Genomic DNA, 18124 nt, shown 5'->3' on the forward strand with positions numbered 1-18124 from the left:
ATCTAACATTCCGAATAGCGTTGCCATGCCAACTTTGCCGCACCTACCATCCCCGCAAAATTGCCTAACTCTGCTGGTAATATTTGTAAATCCACTCGTGATAAAGGCTGCACTCGCTTCTCAATCTCTGCCTTCACACCTGGTAAGAAAAACTCAAAGCTGCCACTGATACCGCCACCAATCACGATCGCCTGCGGTGTGAGTACATAAATCAAACTGGTCAAACCAATTCCCAAGTATTTACCATATTCTTGCCAAAAAGTCAATGCTGCGGCATCTCCTTGTTGGGCAAGAAAACCCAATTCAATAGGTTCCTTGAGAGTGCGGCGGCGAATTGCAGTCGCACAGGCATATTGTTCCAAAGAGCCTTGATTGCCACTATTACAAATTGGCCCATCAGGATTTAATGAAATTAAACCCAATTCCCCAGCGGCTCCTTGATGTCCAATAAATAGTTTGCCATCGAGGATAATTGCGCCACCAACCCCAGTACCTAAAGTTAGCAGAATCAGATTTTGAAAGTGGCGACCGGCTCCCAGCCAAGCTTCTCCTAAAAGAGCGCAATTAGCATCGTTAGCGATCGCAGTGGGTTTGCCAATCTTAGCTTCTAACCAGTCTGCTAAAGGCACATCGATCCATCCAGGCAAGTTAATGGCGATTTTAGCAATGCGTCCTGCGGCATCAGATGGGCCAGGAGTACCAACACCAATGGCAACAGCTTGATTATCTGGATCAATTTGTGCGATCGCATCTACCATCACTGCTAACACCGCCTCCGGCGTTGTTGGTTGAGGAGATACCACAGTCAAAGATTGCAGACAAGTACCATCATCTGCAAAACGCCCCAGCTTAATTGCTGTTCCCCCGACATCAATGCCAATTACTTGAGAACTCACCACTTTAAAACCTCACACCAAACCATAGCCACCTAGCAAACCTTTGCGTACCCTTTGCGCTTACCTCAGCCCTCCTCTGCGTTTCAATTTCACCCCTCAATTCGCCATTATTTTCTGTAAATCTGTACTTAGCATCTCGGCGCGAAAAAATTCTAAATTTTCTATTTTATTGAATGTGAGTCATTTTCATCACCAATCTTAAGACGCGGAGCTTTCAACTCCGCTCTCTGTAAATTAGCAACAGTTGTGGTACGAAAACTCGATTGTTCCTGCCAAGCTGTAATTGGCGCACCCCTTAAGATACCAGCAAGAGCAACGGAAAGGATAAACCCGCCAGTAGCGGCAGCAATTAAGGTTAGATTATCTTTCATACAAATCTCTGTATTGTTTATTTGTCCTTTGTCATTTGTCTAAAAATAATGACCAATAACCAATGATTACTGTCGGATTCTATTTTCTCTCCGTAATCGGGGATTGACAAATTCATTTAACCCTTCGCCAAGTAGTGATAACCCTACCACCATAAATGTCATCGTTAAACCAGGGAAAAGCGTAGTCCACCAAATGCCAGTAGGTAGAGCTTCTAAGGCTTGTTTTAAATCATGTCCCCATTCTGCCACTTCTTCGGGAAGTCCTAGCCCCAAAAAGCCCAAACCGCCCAACACCAAAATCGCATCAGCGGCATTGAGCGTAAATAGGACGGGTACGCTTTGAATGACGTTGAAAAACAGATAACGAGAAAGCACAACCCAAGTAGAAGCGCCCATTGCTTGAGCAGCTTCGATGAACACTTCAGTTTTCACGCTCACAGTGTGGTTGCGAACAACGCGGTAATATTGGGGAATGTAGGCAATGCTAATAGCGATCGCTGCATTTAATATCCCACGCCCTACCACAAACGCCAGTGTCACAGACAGCAGTAGCCCTGGTAGAGTGTAGATGCTATCCATAATAAACAGCAACACTTTATCTAACTTCCCACCGAGATAACCACTCAGCATCCCCAAAGGCACACCGATAATCATACTCAGCGCCGTTGCCAAAATTACCACCTGCAAAGCAGCTTGAGCGCCGAACAACGTCCGGGAGAACACATCATAACCCAGGCGACTAGTACCAAACCAATGTTTAGCTGAGGGTGGCTCGTGAATTGGATTAGAGAGAAAATCTTTCGGGTTTTGCAGCCATCCCCAAGCCTGCAATACGGGAGCGAAGAATGCCAGGAAGATGAAAAATAGGGTAATGGCTAACCCGATGAGCATGAGTTTTTGGGAAAGATTGAAACTTTTGCCAAACTGTAAAAATGTCGGTAGTCGCCGTTTTGTAATGGCCATAAAGCGATCGCCTGGAGCAAAGCTTGATACGCTGACCATTTTACATATTAGATCGGGGATTGCGTAAACATCCTCAATGAAAGTCTGACTAATTTACGATAAATACAGAGCTAGACTAGACATCTGGTGAAAAAGAATGTAGAGACGTAGCAGTGCTACGTCTCTACAAGGGTTCTGGGTAACACATCTTTAATTTCTGGAGATGTCTACTGAGTTAGAGGTGAAATTATCGAACAGAATTCAGTAGTCAGAAGTCAGAATACCCCTAATACCAATTCTTTATGAAGCTGCATAGAATTCGATCCCCCCTGGCCCACGCCAGTCGCTCATGGGGAGCCAGTGCGTTGCGGGGGTTCCCCCCGTTGAAGCAACTGGCATGGAAACCCCAGACGCTCGATGACTCGCTACCGCGCAGCGTCTCGTAGAGAAGACCGCGCTGGCTCCCCTTAAAAAGGGGGGAACCAGAAAAACGTCTATCAAAGTCCCCCTTTTTAAGGGGGATTTAGGGGGAGCAAGATATCTGCAACTTCACATTAAATTGGTATAACAAGACTCTTGAGGGGCATTAGGCATTGTTATTTCTCCCTCATCCCCATGCTCCATTCTCTTACAGATTACTTTCAATCAACTGGCGGTATTCGCTCTTTTGCTTCACGCCTTTGACTTCCTTCACCAGTTCCTTGTTTTTGAACAATTGAACTGTTGGCGTTCCTGTCACACCAGCATTTTCAGCAATATCTCGGTCTTTGTCGATGTCAATTTCGACAAAGTGAATTTTGCTGTCAAATTCATCCACCACTTTATTTAAAATCGGCTTCAGGGTATGACAAGGGCCGCAACCAGGAGAGACATATTTAACAAGGAGTAAGCGATCGCTTTCATGGAACAATTTCCGTAAAGAATAACCTCCCTCATGGCGCGTCGCATCCAATTTAAATCCAGCTTCTTCCTCGGCTTCAGTCTTTTTGGTTGGCTGATGTTCTAATTCATTATTTACTGTTTCTGGCTGTTGATGGAATTCTTGAATTAAGCCAGTAAATGACAACCAACGTTCTGCTAACATCGCCGCCATACAGCCAGTACCCGCAGCCGTAATTGCTTGCCGAAACTCATGATCTTGGACATCGCCGGCAGCAAAAACGCCTTCTACACTGGTTTCTACAGTACCGTGCTTGGTGACAACGTAACCTATCTCATCCAGTTCTAATTGTCCTTTAAATAGAGATGTATTGGGACTGTGACCAACGGCGTAAAATAAACCCTTAGCGTGCAGTTGGCTTTCTTCACCAGTTTTAGTATTGCGGACTTTCACCCCTTCCATGTGACCATTACCGAAGATATCCACGGCTTCTGTGTTCCAATGCACTTGGATTTTCGGGTTGCTCAAAACCCTGTCTTGCATGGCTTTAGAAGCCCGCATTTTATCGGTGCGTACCAACATATTTACCTTAGAACCGTATTTGGTGAGGTAAATTGACTCTTCCGCCGCCGAGTCGCCAGCACCAATTACAGCTAATTCTGCACCGTGAAAAATTGGTGTTGCACCATCGCAAATTGCACATGCGGAAATACCCCGACTCCAGAATTCATGTTCGCTGGGTAAACCCAAACGTCTTGCAGTTGCACCAGTAGCAATGACGATGCTGTTGGTTTTTATTTCCCTTTCTTGCGATCGCACTGTAAATGGACGCTGACTCAAGTCAACTGATATAACATCTTCAGTATATAGTTCAGCCCCCCAGCGCTCCGCCTGTGCCTTCATCTGATCCATCAATTCCGGGCCAGTAATCCCTTGGGGAAATCCAGGAAAATTCTCGACTTCCGTGGTTGTCATTAGTTGCCCACCAGGTAATCCCCCGGCTTGGAAACCTTCAAAGACAACGGGTTTCAGGTTAGCGCGTCCGGCATAGATAGCAGATGTATAGCCTGCTGGGCCAGAACCGATAATTACCAAGTTTTCTACAATTGGATTAGTCATGAAAATATATGAACTCATAACGACTACGCTTAATATAGCATAACAATTTACGATTGGCTACATCAGGTGGTAAGCGATCGCTCATTGGTGTCAACTTAACGTGAAAACTAGCCTAGTAAAAGCTTTTAGATATTGTCTCGTTCCCAGTCGGAGACTGGGAATGCTCATCATTGAGGCTCCGCCTCGCTTGCTAGCGGCAGAGCCACCAAGAGTCCGGCTGGAAACGAGGTTTTAAAGGAGTTTCAGCTGAAGTTGACACCAATGGCGATCGCCAAATGCCTACGATACTATAGGAATCCGATTTGATTACTGAACTTACTTGCGTAGAGAGAGAATAGACGTATACTGAGTTTTTTCACGCAATCAAATACGAGTCCTATATGCGCTTAACACTTGCCAAAGTACTTAAAACTTACTTTTAATCTAAAATCTAAAATCCAAAATTGCTATGCGAGCCAGAATTGAAAATAAAATACTTTTGATCCGCCACGAAGATTTACCAGAGTTTAAGAAGGGTGGTTCGGTAGTGCGGAACTCTTATTTTTGGGCGCTACGTTCAATTGCTGGTCAAGCTTCGCGTTATCGTGATTGGGAATATGAACCGGAAGTTTGGCTAGCGCTTTCACGAATGCTTTTGTCGTTTGCTGAATCTGGGTATTTAGGTCTTAGAGAAACCTTACTAGAGTTTCCTATATCTCAAGGGGAAATTCCAAATTTGCTTCGAGATGTGTCTACTTTTGAATAGGGTTAAGTAGATGTCAGATAAGGCAGGGGGCAGGGAGCAGGAGTTATAATCTCCATCACTCATTACTCATTACTCACTACTTAGTATGATAAATGGTATTGTTGCTAAGTATACAAATACAGTGCTACTAAAATAATGCTTACACTCATTGGGCACTCGAATGACGTTCAATGCGTCACGATTAGCCATCACAAACCCTAGTTAACAGCAATCCTGAAGCAAAGATAGTTGTGAAAAGACAATTAAGATATACCAGTTAGTGGAGGAGAAGAACGTGAAAATAGCGGTTATTACTAAAATATTACTTACATCCGTAAGTTTGTTAGCTTTATTTGCTCCAGGTCAAGCATCGGCTCAACTTATACCACAACCTTGGGTTTCAGTGGGTGGAAAAGATGGTGATATAACTTATGCTGTAGGAGCTAGAGCTTTAAATTTTGGGGTTGAGGTAGGAACTGGCCCTGATGGTGCTACAGGAGTAGATGTTTTAAAATTTATCAGTTTGCCTGTAATTTCACCCTATGTAGGAGTTGGACTTTATTCAGAGGATAAAGGTGTTGCAGTTTCAGGTGGCGTTCAGGTAGGTGCTACAGATAACGTTTTTGTTGGTGCTGGTTACAATTCTATTCGTGGTTTTAACGGGCAACTAGGAATAAGATTTTAACTAATTAAGTCTGTATAAAAAATACATCCGTAGGGCACGGCATGCCCATTGGTGTCAACTTAACGTGAAACCGCTTGCCCGCCGGGAATTGAAATTCCCGTCTCATAGCTAAAGTCATCTGAAGATGACTAAATATCGCCAAAAATCTCCAGTCTACTGAAGTAGACTTAAGCTATTAGCCCGAAAATTTATTTTTGAAGTAATAAGTAATAAGTAATGAGTAATGAGTAATGGGTATTACTTATTACTCATTACTCATTTATTTATTTCCGGGCGGGCATGGAAGCCAACAGATAAGCTATTTCCAGCTTAAGTTGACACAATGGGCATGTTCCCTACACTTTGCGATCTTTGCGATGTAATGTTGTACCTCATCTGAATGGGAACCGCTATAATTGCTTCTTCGTATGATGTCTACTACGAGCTACGCTGACGCATTTGCAATTCTTGAGATATAAGTTTCAATAATAATTGTTGATGTGAATGGATAAAAAAGTGATCGCTGTTGAACTCATGTAACGAGAAAGCAGCGATTGTCTGCTCTCGCCATGCTTGCAGAGCCTCATGACTAACTTCTTGATCTTGCAAACCACCAAAAACAGTAATAGGACATTCCAATGACTGTTTTTGAGTGTAAATATAAGTTTCCAGAACGGCAAAATCTGCCCGTAAAATCGGGAGGAAAATTTCCATCAGTTCTGCGCTTTCTAGTACTGCTTTGGGTGTGCCGTTCAGCTTGCGTAGTTCGTCCTGCAAATCATGATCTGATAGGAGGTGGAGAAGTGGTTTTGTGAATTGGATTTGTGGGGCGCGACGAGCAGCTATGAAGAGCTGAAAGGGAGCAAGGCTATACTGAGAGCGAAGTAGATGGGTTAACTCGAAGCTAACTAATCCGCCCATACTATAACCGAAAAAGGCAAATGGCTTATCTAAATATGGGATGAGAACTGGGGCGATCGCTTCAACAAGAAGTTCTAATCGCGTAAATGGTGCTGAATTAATCTGTTTTCCCCGTCCTGGATATTCCACAGCATAGACTTCGACGTTACTAGGTAGATTATTAGGCCATGTGCGAAAAATTGCCGAGCTACCACCAGCATAAGGGAAGCAGAATAAACGCAAGTTGGCTTGAGGATTTGTTTGGGGACAGATAACCCAGGAATTAAAGGTCATTTTTTACTAGAAATTTGTTTCTCTACTATCTAAATCCATAAATCTGGTTTGATGATTGAAAATTTTTTACAGCAATCTACACGAACCCTGAGAGCGAGTCATCTCCCAAAAAAGAGACGCAGCGAGTCAATTCAGGAAGTAGATACTTATAATCTTCATAAATTCAGTATTTTTCGCTAGGGTAGAAAAAAGCAACTTTTGATAAACTAAGAGCGCATTTTGTATCAGATGTGTTCTCACTGACTTGCGGCTGGATTTCTTGTTTTTGATGAAAAAACACCGACTGAAAAAATTCAACAGCGAGTTTTACCATGATTGCGACACCTGAATTAAGATACTTTACCTGGGTTAAACAAAAATTTCACAGGCTTAGTATTCGGCAAAAAATTTTTTGTGGGTACGGACTGGCTTTGGGAATTGCAGTCTTGGGAACAACGGCGGGGTTGGTAATAGGCGATCACTATTTTCAACAAGCTAGACAACAGATGAGCTTGGTAGATGAAGAAGGAAGTTTGTTAAGTAGTCTGCAAGGCAAACTGTTGGAAATACAGATCCACAAGCAAGAAATAGTGCCTTTTTTGCAGCAGCAGCAAGCTTTACAAAGGGGAGTTTCTAATTTTAAAAGCGATCTAGCGGAAGCTGAAACGTTGCTTTCTCAAGTGCAGGAATTTAGTCAAATTAATTCGCAAAGAGATTTACAAGCTCTCCTCACAAAACATAACAGCTCAATAACTGAATATTTTGAACAACTCAGGGGGCTGATTCGGAAAATTTTGCCATTAAGTTTACAGCCAGAGGGAGCGATAAAAGCGCAGCAATTAATCTCGACATTCAGCCAAAGTCAGGATGCTCTCAAGTTTTATCAGTTTGCCCATGAGTTAGCCGACTTTGCTAAAACGCTTCAAAAACGCCAAGAGCAGGCTGATCTAGCCCAAAAAAAGGCTGCGTTAATCCAAACTCAAATTATTATTGGTAGTATGCTGATGTCAGTGGCGATCGCAGCTATCTTAGCTTTTTACACAAGTAAAATCATCGCCTATCCTATCAATGCGGTGACAAATATTGCCCAAAGAGTTACCCAAGAAGCTAATTTTGACTTGCAAGCACCTGTAATTACACAAGATGAAGTAGGGGCTTTAACTAGCTCCCTTAATCAACTTATCCAACAAGTGAAGCATCTTTTAGAAGAACAGCAAGCCGAGTCCCAAATTAGACTGATTCAAAGTGAGAAAATGTCTAGTTTAGGAAGGATGCTAGCTGGTGTGGCCCACGAAATTAATAATCCAATAAATTTCATTTCTGGCAACCTCGTACACGCAAAAACCTATACTGACGACCTATTAACCTTACTGCAAACATATAAAGCCGAAGTTCCTCAGCCTTCCGCAACTATACAAACACTAGCAGAAGAAATTGATTTGGAGTTTTTGGAAGGAGATTTACCAAAACTCTTCAACTCAATGAAAGTTGGCGCTGACCGCACGCGAGAAATTGTGCGGAGTTTGAAAGATTTTTCTCGTTTAGATGATGGTGAAGCGCAGTTAGTAGACTTACATGCTTGTTTAGATAGTACACTGTTGATTCTCAATAATCGCCTGAAGAATGGGATTAGCCTGATTCGCAACTATGGAGAGATTCCAGAGATTCCAGGCTATACAGGTTTACTTTATCAGGTATTTATGAATCTTCTCAGCAATGCCATCGATGCCTTAGAGGAAAAATTGGCTGAGAATCCCGAATTTTTAGCTGAAATTACTATTATCACAGAATGCTGTCAGAATGAATTAGCGATCGTGCGAATAACAGACAACGGCTCTGGTATTTCACCAGAAAATCAGAAAAAGATATTTGAAACATTTTTTACAACCAAACCGCGAGGCATTGGTACCGGTTTGGGGCTAGCGATCGCATATCAGATTGTGGTAGAAAAACATCAGGGTAAAATTACCTGCCAATCTGAGTTAAATCAAGGAACAGAGTTTGCGATCGCATTACCCACCGTAGGTATCGCTTTGCCCACCGCAAGTATCGCTTTACCGATTTCTCATCCTTGAGCTAGTAGCTTTTGAAATTTTAAGTGTTCTAATCTTTTAGTATACTCATAAAAGTCAGTGTACATAAAAAACTCCAAACCAGTTTTGGCAAGGTTTTTGAGAACAAAAAGAGAAACAACTTATGGGACTTTTCGATCAAATTCTTGGTGCTGTCACTAATCCCAATCAACAGGGTAGCTTGGGTCAACTGGGAAGTATTATCAATACTGTACAGCAGTTGAGCCAAAGCACAGGTGCAGACCCTTCTACCATCCAATCAGTTTTGTCAATCGTCGGTGGTCAAGTGCGTTCTACTCTACAAGACAAGCAAGCTACAGATGGTAATGAAGCCGCACAAAATCTAGTGAGTCAATATGCTGGTACTTCTCCCAACCCCGAAGCCGTCGATTCGCTATTTTCTCCTCAGATACAACAGCAGGTAGCTGAAGTTGCTGCCCAACGCACTGGGTTAGATGCTGGTATAGTTCAACAATTGCTGCCTTTAGCTGTACCTTTGGTACTAAAGTTTCTACAATCAGGTGCTAATACCCAGAATCCCCAAGCTGGCGGAAATCCTGTATTGAATTCCTTCTTGGATGCTGATGGCGATGGTGATGTCGATATCGCTGATGCTATCCAAATGGCTAGTCGACACATCAGACAATAACACTTTTCCCCACTCCTCACACATCGACAATTAGTCCTTGCTAGATTCTTAGCTAAGACATAGGCTGGGAACATGAGAAATTCGTAAATATAAATCAGACAGTCTATGTCTAAATTGTTTGACTGTATCACTAACGAACTGCAAGACTTTATTGCTGCCCAACACCTTTTTTTTGTTGGCTCTGCACCTTTGAGTCCTACTGGTCATGTTAACCTTTCTCCTAAAGGTCAGGACTGCTTTCGCATCCTCTCTCCCAACCGAGTAGGTTACTTAGACCTTACAGGCAGTGGTAACGAAACATCAGCCCATTTACAAGAAAATGGGCGGATAACCTTCATGTTTTGTGCCTTTGAAGAACCTCCGTGTATCCTGCGTCTTTACGGTCAAGGAACCACGATTTTACCGAGTTATCCAGACTGGGACTCGCTGTATTCTCTATTTTTGCCGATACCTGGAACGCGTCAAATTATCGTCGCTGACATTGAAAAAATCCAGACCTCTTGTGGTTTTGGTATACCACTCTATAAATATCAAGGTCAACGCCAGACTTTAGTAAACTGGGCTAATAAAAAAGGTGAAGAGGGAGTTCGAGAATATCAACAGCAGAAAAATCTTGTCAGCATTGACGGTTTAGCGACACCACTGAGTGGATTGCCCTAACTTTGCCTGATGGATTATTCTATTCGTCCACTCACACAAGAAGATGAGCCTTTTCTCTGGCAAATGCTTTACGAAGCAGCCCATCTGGTAGAAGAAGGTAATTTGACAGTGCAAGATGCGAAAAATAATCCTGATTTGGCAAAATATGTGAAAAATTGGGGATGTAAGGATGATAGTGGCTTCGTTGCTATTTTGGAAAGTAGTAATCAGCCAGTAGGAGCCGCATGGCTGCGTTTATTTACAGGTGAAAATAAAGGATATGGCTATGTTGATGAGCAAACTCCTGAATTAGCAATAGCAATTCTTCCCCAATACAGAAATCAAGGTATAGGAACGCAGTTACTCACACACTTGTTAGCTGCTGTTAATAAATATTATCCATCCGTATCACTTAGTACTAGAGCAACAAATCCAGCCTTTGGTTTATATAAACGATGTGGTTTTGAAGTCGTCCCTGGTAGTGAGATAATCAACCGAGTGGGTGGAATATCTCTCAAGATGAAAATTAATTTTTAAACTGAGATTTGCATCTCACATTAAAATATTCTTACTCTTCATCTTCTCGCTATTTGCGATGTTTCTCAAACTCATATTGGGGAATAATTTCTATTTCATTCTTGGCTGCATTTATCCACTCTTGCATTGCTGAAAGTGCTAATACTGAATCAACATAATCTCTAGAGATAGTATCTAACTGCACATCATAGGCTACAAATCGTAGGACAACTGGAGCAAAGAATGCATCAGCAATCGTGAACTCGCCAAACAAAAAATTGCCACCAGCCCCAAATTTTTGACGTGATTCTTGCCAGATACTCGTAATGCGGTCAATGTCTTGTTGCACACCTAATGCTAAACCTTTCCCAGGGTATTTAGTACGACAATTCATTGGCATATTTTGACGCAAATTTTGAAACCCTGAGTGCATTTCTGCACTGATGGAACGGGCTAATGCTCTTGCAGGCTTGTTTTCTGGCCACCATTGCAGAGTCGGAAAGGTTTCAGCTAGATATTCACAAATAGCGAGAGAATCCCACACAGATTGTGTATCGTGCAATAACACAGGTACTTTTCCTGATGACGAATATTGCCGAATTTTCGATGAAAAATCTGGGTTGTTGTAGAGAGCAATCCGAATTTCATTGAATTCTAAACCGAATTGCTTCATCGCTAACCAAGGACGGAGTGACCAAGATGAATAATTTTTGTTGCCGATTACCAAAGTAAGTTGCGTCATATTTTTAATACCTATAAAGCTGTTCAATCCACATGTAAATATCAGTTTGCGAGCCTGAAGAAAAAGATTTTGTGGTTACAGGCTCGTAAGCTTGCCAATAGATATTGTCTTGGCGGTCAACCTTTTGCCAAACTTGTAATTCATTAGGATCTGCTAAGAGTCTTTTGACAAAATTTTCCCAAATTATATTCAGAGATTTCCAAAAGTTTAAGTTGACTTTTTTCTGCAATAACGGATTACAATTTATTTCTATATCTTCTGTTGGTAGACACCTAATGTTATTGTCCATATAATTATTTCTGAAATTTGCTCAGTAAATAAAACAGTAACAATATCTCAGTTAGGAATCAAATCATGGCTTGCATAGGTTCTATAAATAGGATTTATAGATACGAGAAACCACTAATACAACCTTTTTGCCACAATAAAGTCAGGATGTGTATACGCTTGTTCTCATCAATTGCCTATGAAACTCTCCCAACTCCGAGCCATAGTTGCAGTAGCAGATCGTGGTAACTTTAGTGAAGCAGCCTTAGAATTGCAGCTTTCCCAGCCTGCAATTAGTCATGCGATCGCTACCCTAGAAGAAGAATTAGGTGTGCCTTTATTTGCTAGAGGTCGTCACGGTGCTGTGCTGACACCTGCTGGAGAGCGCATTTTATATCATGCACGTCAAGCAATGCAGCATCTAGAGATGATGCAGCACGAAGCAAACCTACATAAAGGTTTACACGGTGGTCATGTGCGAATTGCGGCTTTTCGGAGCGTCGCTACTCATCTATTGCCAAAAGCGATCGCCCAATTTCACAATCAATTCCCAGAGATTGCTGTCACAATCATAGAGTGCGGGGCTTTCACGGATGTAGAGCAGTGTTTGCATGATGGGCGTGCTGATATTGGTATTACCTGTCTGCCAACTGGTGAAGAATTTGACACCTGGGAAATTTTTCGGGATGAATATGTAGCTTTACTACCACCACATACCAAAATTAGCAGTCCGAAAATTACTTGGGAAGACATAGCAGCCTATCCGCCAGTTTTGCTTCCTTGTACACCTTGCGGACGCATTCTTCACAACCACCTAAAGACTTTAGCAATTCCAATCCATACTGCTACCGACATTCAAGAAGATTCCACAGTCGTTAGTATGGTGAATCAAGGATTGAGAGCAGCTATTATGCCTCGTTTAGCCGCTGTACCCATTCCCCCAAAGGTGCAGGTATACAGTTTACCTACGCCGCTCGAAAGAGTCATTGCAACTGCAATTTTATCTAATGCACTGCAAGTACCTGCGGTATTCACATTTTTGGAGATGTTGAGTAAATTTGATTTTTATAGTTTAGCTAAATTCACTTATTGATCGCATTTGACAATTTGGTAGGGAACTTAAACCCAATAATTACAAATTACGAATTACAAATTACGAATTACTTAAACCAATGCCTCCTTTCGCGAATTCTTCAACGGTTTTTTGTGAGAATTCATGGGTTGTGATCGCCTGCAACATTACCAATGGTAAAGTTAAATGATCCGCCCCGGCTTGCAACGACGCGGCTGCTTCTTCAGGAGATTTGATACTAGCTGCCAAGATTTCCGTATCACTACCTTTGAGTACGTTAGCCATATCTCGCACCAAAGCAATACCGTCACCTAACAACCGGGTAGCGCGATTTACATAATTCAAGCAGTCTGCACCCATCCCCATAGGTTTAGGGCTTACATTGGCGCATCTTATCCTCATTCCGGTGACAAATGCCAGCGTCAATCCGGTGCGATCGCTAGCCACAGCTGTTTTTACTCGCGATTGGGCATTGGCTGACCTTTGGATTTTCATTGTATTTCCAATTTTAGGTGGAGTTTTGGCGGGTATGGTCGCCCGATGGCTGCAAGAACCAGACATTTAATACTACTTACAACTTCACTGATGCGGTGACGGCGGATTATTCCAACACGGAATCATGGGTATATAGAACGGACATGATATAACTGTCATGCATTGCTACACCCAGATATTTTGACGTGGCTTTCAAGGGATAATCTTCTTATACAGCAGCCTACACGGAGAATTTAAGATGACATCTCCAGAAACGGTCTTATGGCTACAAGAACGCACCAGTTTAGGGATTCTCTCACCGGAAGTGTTAAATGCGATCGCTCAAGTAATTGAAGAACAAGTAGTGAGTGCCGAAACTGACTTAGTTAGCGAAGGCACTCCTCCAGAAGCCCTTTATATTCTCGTGGAAGGTCAACTCGAAAGCAATAGCACTAATCCAGCCTTAGCTTGTGGATTCCTCCCCGGATCAGTAATTGAACTCAAACAATTGCTGCTGGAAGAATTAACTCCATTCACAATTACTACGGTGACAGAATGTCACTTGTGGGTTATACCTGCTGCTAAATTTCGTGCTTTAGTCACCCAATACCCCGATATTACTCAGGCCTTTTCTCGCCAATTGATTCAAGAATTAGCTCAAGTAACATCTGCACTTAGCTATGAACAAGAACGTTCCGTAGCTTTGCGACCCTATTTAGTTACCAAAGCGCAACGGGGAATTGTCGGTACAAGTCGTTATGCTATGCGGCTGCGGGAGCAAATTCGAGAAGCCGCTGCTGACCGCAAATCAGTGGATATTTTCGGAGAACCAGGTTTAGAAAAAGACAATATAGCCGCTCTCATCCACTTTGGTTCGCCAAAACGGCGAGAACCAATTATTAAAGTAAATTGTGGTATTCTCCAAACTAGCGGTGCAGATTTATTCGGTCGCGCTGGTGGTAAAGCAGGACTGCTGGAATGGTTGGGGGAAGGTACTCTCGTTCTCAACAACATCCAAGAATTGCCCGAAGAATTATTAGCTCCGGTGACGCAGTTGCTCAACACTGCTACATATACACCTGCCAATCGTTCTGGTGAGCTAGCCGCCCAACCTCGCCCCAGCAAAGCCAGAATTCTGATTGTTTCAGAAAAAACTCAACCAACCATTGAACGTTCTGTTGGTCACATTATTAAAGTCCCACCGCTACGGGTGCGGAAAGCTGATATTCAGGCACAGGTTGAATATTATACTAGTCTCTACACTCGATCTAGAGGCGTTTCTAGACCGCATATCACCCCCGAAGCTTTGCGTCGTCTACAATCTTATGATTTTCCTGGCAACCTCAAAGAATTAAAAAATCTCGTAGAAAGAGCGATCGTGCAAGCGGAGGGTGCTAATGAATTAACAGAAGAAATTTTCTGGCCAGCGGAAACGAAGAAAAAACGATTTCGATTGAATCTGTTAAATGCCTATCCGCCTTTACGGCGGTTTTTACGTAGTCCTTGGTGGCCCGATCGCATTAACTATGGTTTTACTGCAACAGCTTTTGCAATTATTGTTGCAGTATTATTTATTGGGCCACAAACCCGCGATCGCAATTTCGTATTAAATCTATTTTGGGCTTGGTGGTGGCCTTTCTTCTTATTTCTCTTTCCCTTGTTGGGTCGTGTCTGGTGTTCTGTTTGTCCTTTCATGATTTATGGAGAAATTACCCAAAAGCTCTCCCTCTGGCTGTGGCCTCGAAAACTCAAGCGCTGGCCGAGAGAGCAAGCTGAGAAATGGGGCGGATGGTTCATGTTTGGTTTATTTTCCCTAATTTTTTTATGGGAAGAACTCTGGCATTTAGAAAATACTGCCTACCTTAGCGCTTGTTTGCTGCTATTAATTACTGCTGGGGCGATGATTTTCTCGGCTCTTTTTGAGCGGCGGTTTTGGTGTCGTTATCTCTGCCCCATTGGCGGGATGAATGGTTTATTTGCCAAACTTTCCATGACAGAACTCCGGGCACAGCAAGGTATTTGTTCTGCCAGCTGCACCACGTATCAGTGCTATAAAGGTGGCCCGCAAAAGGGCGAAGGGCTAGAAACAAATGGATGTCCTTTATATTCTCACCCAGCGCAGCTAGAAGATAACCGAGATTGCGTACTGTGTATGACTTGCCTCAAAGCCTGTCCTCATCGTTCTGTTGAATTCAACTTGCGTCCCCCTGGTATTGAGCTGTGGACAACTCATGTACCCCGCACCTATGAAGTAGCATTACTATTTTTGCTGTTGGGTGGGATATATCTGCATCGCTTGCCAGAATTGCTATCTTGGTTGGGGTTACAAGTGGATTTAACTCAGTTTTGGCAGCATTTGGGATTATCGTTGCTAGTTTTAATTATCCCAGCGATTTTTACCTTTGCCGCTTATAGCTTGCTCCAAGTGTTAAATTTTAACCGTAAGCCTCGAAAATTTGTAGAACTTGCTTATGGCTACTTACCATTGGTATTGGGGGGAAACTTGGCTCACTATCTGCGCTTGGGCTTAGGCGAAGGCGGGCGAATTTTACCTGTAACTTTTGCTACCCTTGGCATGGGTGGTGAACAATTGCCAATATTGGTTGCTCATCCGGCAGTCATTGCCTTTTTACAAGGTACAACGATCATTTTCTCCGTGTTAATGACTATATTATTAACGCAAAAAATTGCAAAGCAACCAGTAAGATCGCTCCTTTGGCAACACCTAGCAGCGATTGGGTTGGGAGCTAGTATGTGGGCGATTATCGTATTTTGAGCTTCACATCTTCTACCAGGCGGTTTCTAATCGCCTGGACTAGGTGCAAAATGTAAGTTAAGAACATTCTTCCCTACGAACGTGATAGAAAATACTTATATCATTTATGATTTTTGACTCATAGTATAAGGATTACAGATAATGCACGTTCTAAAAAGATCCATCAAACCAGCAACCTATATATCGTTTCTCCACATTTACCAAACTACTTGGGGAACTGCGGGTGATATTTGTTTAATCCGTGAATCTGTAGCTAATGATAGTACAGCGAAGTTTATCGGGCACAAAATCGAACTAGCAATTCCAAGAGGGTTGGAGCGCGATCGCATCGCCAACTGTCCGATAATCAAAGTTGCAGGTAATGTTGGCGACGGACATCCTAAAGAGCATCCTTTAGAATGGGAAGCTTATGAAGGCGTAGATCCAGAACTAGCTTTAGCAGCCCTCAAACCTTGGGGCTTCAAGTTAATTGAACTCTAATGTAGTGATTTGATTATCAACATTTTTGTCGTAAATTCAACAAGTCGTGCCCTTTACCGAGACTAGGGACTGGGGATAAGGGGTAATGGGGATTGGGGGAATGGCACTAAGAAAAGCTCGAAAGCTCGCTCGTGTAGCCTCGTTCCCAGCCTCCAGGCAGGGAATGTATTCTTAGAGGCTCTGCCTCTGGTCAATAAAGAGGAGGCGAAGCCTCCCAGAATGGATTCCCAGCCTGGAGGCTGGGAACCAGTTAGAATTATCATACTTTCATGTTTGGTTGTGAGTTTTCCCATGAGTAGTTGACTTGAAAGAGTCATTTACTATTTGTCTCCCTTGTTCCTCTTTCATGCAAGGCTTTAGAAACTTGTTCCATCGGGACTGCCTCCTGCCTTTCTTCTTATCAAATCAGATTGCCAGCGTATCCTAGCAGGGCAAACAAATACTTACAATAGTTCTTTTTTCAGGAATGCTATCAATTGTGAATTCCCCACCATATAATTTCACAATATGCTGAACAATAGCTAACCCTAAGCCAGAGCCTTGTTGTTCCCATGACTTTCGATTAAATTGTACAAAGGCTCCAATTTTATCAATTTCTTCAATTGTCATCCCTCTACCATTATCAATGACATATAAATTAAATTTATTATCTTCCACTGTACTCTTAACTTGAACTTCGCTACTTGGTAAAGAAAATTTAAAAGAATTCTCAAGTAATTCTTCAATAAGAATACTTAAATTTTCTTCTGGTAGTTGTACTGTAGATTCTTGGATATCTAGAGTTAAATCTTTTTGCCTACAGTTGTCTGTAGCTTTTTTGAGAGCGACTTCACTAATAATTCTCTCAGCAAGACATTTATCTCTTTGTTCTTGGATTTGACTTATTTTTTCAGGATTTTTAGCGATTAATTCCAGATTACTATATAGTAAAAATCTTTTAACTAATTCATTCAAACGATTGGCAGAGGTGTAAATTACTTCTGCGATTTCGACTTCTTCAGAGCCAGGTATAATGTCACAATTTTCCATTAAAAACTGTGACATACCAAGAATACCATTTAGAGGAGTATTTAGTTCATGAGGTAATGAATGAGCAATATTCATTCTGAGTTCGTTTAGTTTGGCTTGAGTTTGGCGTTCAGTCGAAGCGTGCTTATTAAGACGAGAAGCGATCGCACTGAGTAGTTCTTCAGGAGTAAATGGTTTAGTTAAATAATCATCAGCGCCAAAATCCATCCCTTGGCGAAAATCTGAACGCTCTGCTTTAGCAGTAACAAATATTAAAGGAATATTGGTAGTTGCTTCATTCTGACGCAGAGCAGAAAGCACGCTATAACCGTCTAACTCAGGCATCATAATGTCACAGATAATTAAATCTGGTAATTTTGCTTGAGCAATTTCTAAGCCAATTTTACCGTTTGCAGCTATCAAAGTTTCAAAATCAGAAAGTTGTAAAATTTCCTGAATGTTTAGTCTGACTTGGGGTTCATCTTCTATGATTAAAATTGTATTCATACTACGATTAGTAAAAATAAAAATATTATTTTGATTGGTCTAGAATAATCTAAAGTCTATAGAAAGCCTATCTTTCTGAAAAAGAAAAATTAACTCTCAATAATACCGGACAATTCCCTTCGTGACCAAAGTATAAATACTGAAATATTGCTA

The 18124-nt window shown here is 42.1% G+C and carries 18 protein-coding genes and 1 pseudogene; 10 read left to right on the forward strand and 9 right to left on the reverse strand.

Annotation, left to right across the window (positions count from 1 at the left end):
- Positions 1-2: 2 nt before the first annotated feature.
- The 4 genes from HWQ39_RS16060 to trxB form a co-directional block, all read right to left on the reverse strand.
- A complete protein-coding gene (locus HWQ39_RS16060) occupies positions 3-899 on the reverse strand; it encodes an ROK family protein (RefSeq protein ID WP_292846757.1) in 897 nt (298 codons plus the stop codon).
- A gap of 158 nt (positions 900-1057) precedes the next feature.
- The gene (locus HWQ39_RS16065; RefSeq protein WP_292846759.1) at positions 1058-1267 is read right to left on the reverse strand and encodes a hypothetical protein; all 210 of its coding nucleotides are present in this window, start codon (positions 1265-1267) and stop codon (positions 1058-1060) included.
- Between the two features lie 66 nt (positions 1268-1333).
- Positions 1334-2230: an ABC transporter permease gene (locus HWQ39_RS16070; RefSeq protein ID WP_292847128.1), complete on the reverse strand. Its 897-nt coding sequence runs from the start codon at positions 2228-2230 to the stop codon at positions 1334-1336.
- A gap of 607 nt (positions 2231-2837) precedes the next feature.
- Positions 2838-4208, reverse strand: coding sequence for a thioredoxin-disulfide reductase (gene trxB, locus HWQ39_RS16075; RefSeq protein ID WP_292846761.1), 1371 nt, complete (start codon positions 4206-4208; stop codon positions 2838-2840).
- Positions 4209-4656: 448 nt separating this feature from the next.
- Here trxB and HWQ39_RS16080 point away from each other — a divergent pair, with 448 nt between their 5' ends.
- Both HWQ39_RS16080 and HWQ39_RS16085 read left to right on the forward strand, forming a co-directional pair.
- On the forward strand, positions 4657-4953 hold the full coding sequence (locus tag HWQ39_RS16080) for a hypothetical protein (protein WP_292846764.1): 297 nt from the start codon (positions 4657-4659) through the stop codon (positions 4951-4953).
- 274 nt (positions 4954-5227) lie between these two features.
- The gene (locus HWQ39_RS16085) at positions 5228-5617 is read left to right on the forward strand and encodes a hypothetical protein (protein ID WP_292846767.1); all 390 of its coding nucleotides are present in this window, start codon (positions 5228-5230) and stop codon (positions 5615-5617) included.
- Between the two features lie 417 nt (positions 5618-6034).
- On the opposite strand, the gene HWQ39_RS16090 is transcribed toward HWQ39_RS16085, so the two are convergent.
- The gene (locus HWQ39_RS16090) at positions 6035-6790 is read right to left on the reverse strand and encodes an alpha/beta fold hydrolase (protein WP_292846770.1); all 756 of its coding nucleotides are present in this window, start codon (positions 6788-6790) and stop codon (positions 6035-6037) included.
- A gap of 311 nt (positions 6791-7101) precedes the next feature.
- Between HWQ39_RS16090 and HWQ39_RS16095 the strand changes: the two genes are divergently transcribed.
- From HWQ39_RS16095 to HWQ39_RS16110, 4 genes are all read left to right on the forward strand, one after another.
- Positions 7102-8844, forward strand: a complete 1743-nt coding sequence (locus HWQ39_RS16095; RefSeq protein ID WP_292846773.1) for an ATP-binding protein — start codon at positions 7102-7104, stop codon at positions 8842-8844.
- 121 nt (positions 8845-8965) lie between these two features.
- Positions 8966-9490 carry a DUF937 domain-containing protein gene (locus tag HWQ39_RS16100; protein WP_292846776.1) on the forward strand — a complete coding sequence of 175 codons (525 nt, stop codon included), beginning with the start codon at positions 8966-8968 and terminating at the stop codon, positions 9488-9490.
- A gap of 105 nt (positions 9491-9595) precedes the next feature.
- On the forward strand, positions 9596-10150 hold the full coding sequence (locus HWQ39_RS16105) for a pyridoxamine 5'-phosphate oxidase family protein (RefSeq protein WP_292846779.1): 555 nt from the start codon (positions 9596-9598) through the stop codon (positions 10148-10150).
- Between the two features lie 9 nt (positions 10151-10159).
- Complete coding sequence (locus HWQ39_RS16110; protein WP_292846782.1) at positions 10160-10666, forward strand: GNAT family N-acetyltransferase; 507 nt, start codon at positions 10160-10162, stop codon at positions 10664-10666.
- Between the two features lie 49 nt (positions 10667-10715).
- On the opposite strand, the gene HWQ39_RS16115 is transcribed toward HWQ39_RS16110, so the two are convergent.
- On the reverse strand, positions 10716-11387 hold the full coding sequence (locus HWQ39_RS16115; RefSeq protein WP_292846785.1) for a glutathione S-transferase family protein: 672 nt from the start codon (positions 11385-11387) through the stop codon (positions 10716-10718).
- Between the two features lie 4 nt (positions 11388-11391).
- The gene (locus HWQ39_RS16120; protein WP_292846788.1) at positions 11392-11676 is read right to left on the reverse strand and encodes a hypothetical protein; all 285 of its coding nucleotides are present in this window, start codon (positions 11674-11676) and stop codon (positions 11392-11394) included.
- A gap of 177 nt (positions 11677-11853) precedes the next feature.
- Here HWQ39_RS16120 and HWQ39_RS16125 point away from each other — a divergent pair, with 177 nt between their 5' ends.
- Positions 11854-12747: a LysR family transcriptional regulator gene (locus HWQ39_RS16125; protein ID WP_292846790.1), complete on the forward strand. Its 894-nt coding sequence runs from the start codon at positions 11854-11856 to the stop codon at positions 12745-12747.
- Between the two features lie 60 nt (positions 12748-12807).
- On the opposite strand, the pseudogene HWQ39_RS16130 reads toward HWQ39_RS16125, so the two are convergent.
- Positions 12808-13065: pseudogene (locus tag HWQ39_RS16130) on the reverse strand (transaldolase family protein); the annotation flags it as partial.
- A gap of 67 nt (positions 13066-13132) precedes the next feature.
- Between HWQ39_RS16130 and HWQ39_RS16135 the strand changes: the two are divergent.
- The 3 genes from HWQ39_RS16135 (at position 13133) to HWQ39_RS16145 (ending at position 16456) form a co-directional block, all read left to right on the forward strand.
- Complete coding sequence (locus tag HWQ39_RS16135) at positions 13133-13291, forward strand: aquaporin (RefSeq protein WP_292847131.1); 159 nt, start codon at positions 13133-13135, stop codon at positions 13289-13291.
- A gap of 168 nt (positions 13292-13459) precedes the next feature.
- Positions 13460-15976 (forward strand): sigma 54-interacting transcriptional regulator, encoded by a 2517-nt coding sequence (locus HWQ39_RS16140; protein WP_292846793.1) that lies wholly within the window; start codon positions 13460-13462, stop codon positions 15974-15976.
- Positions 15977-16117: 141 nt separating this feature from the next.
- Positions 16118-16456, forward strand: coding sequence for a hypothetical protein (locus HWQ39_RS16145; RefSeq protein WP_179066344.1), 339 nt, complete (start codon positions 16118-16120; stop codon positions 16454-16456).
- Between the two features lie 423 nt (positions 16457-16879).
- Here the strand turns inward: HWQ39_RS16145 and HWQ39_RS16150 are convergent, their stop codons facing one another.
- Complete coding sequence (locus tag HWQ39_RS16150; protein WP_292846797.1) at positions 16880-17971, reverse strand: response regulator; 1092 nt, start codon at positions 17969-17971, stop codon at positions 16880-16882.
- Between the last annotated feature and the right edge of the window lie 153 nt (positions 17972-18124).

It is taken from the genome of Nostoc sp. NMS8, assembly GCF_017115045.1.
Taxonomy (GTDB): domain Bacteria; phylum Cyanobacteriota; class Cyanobacteriia; order Cyanobacteriales; family Nostocaceae; genus Nostoc.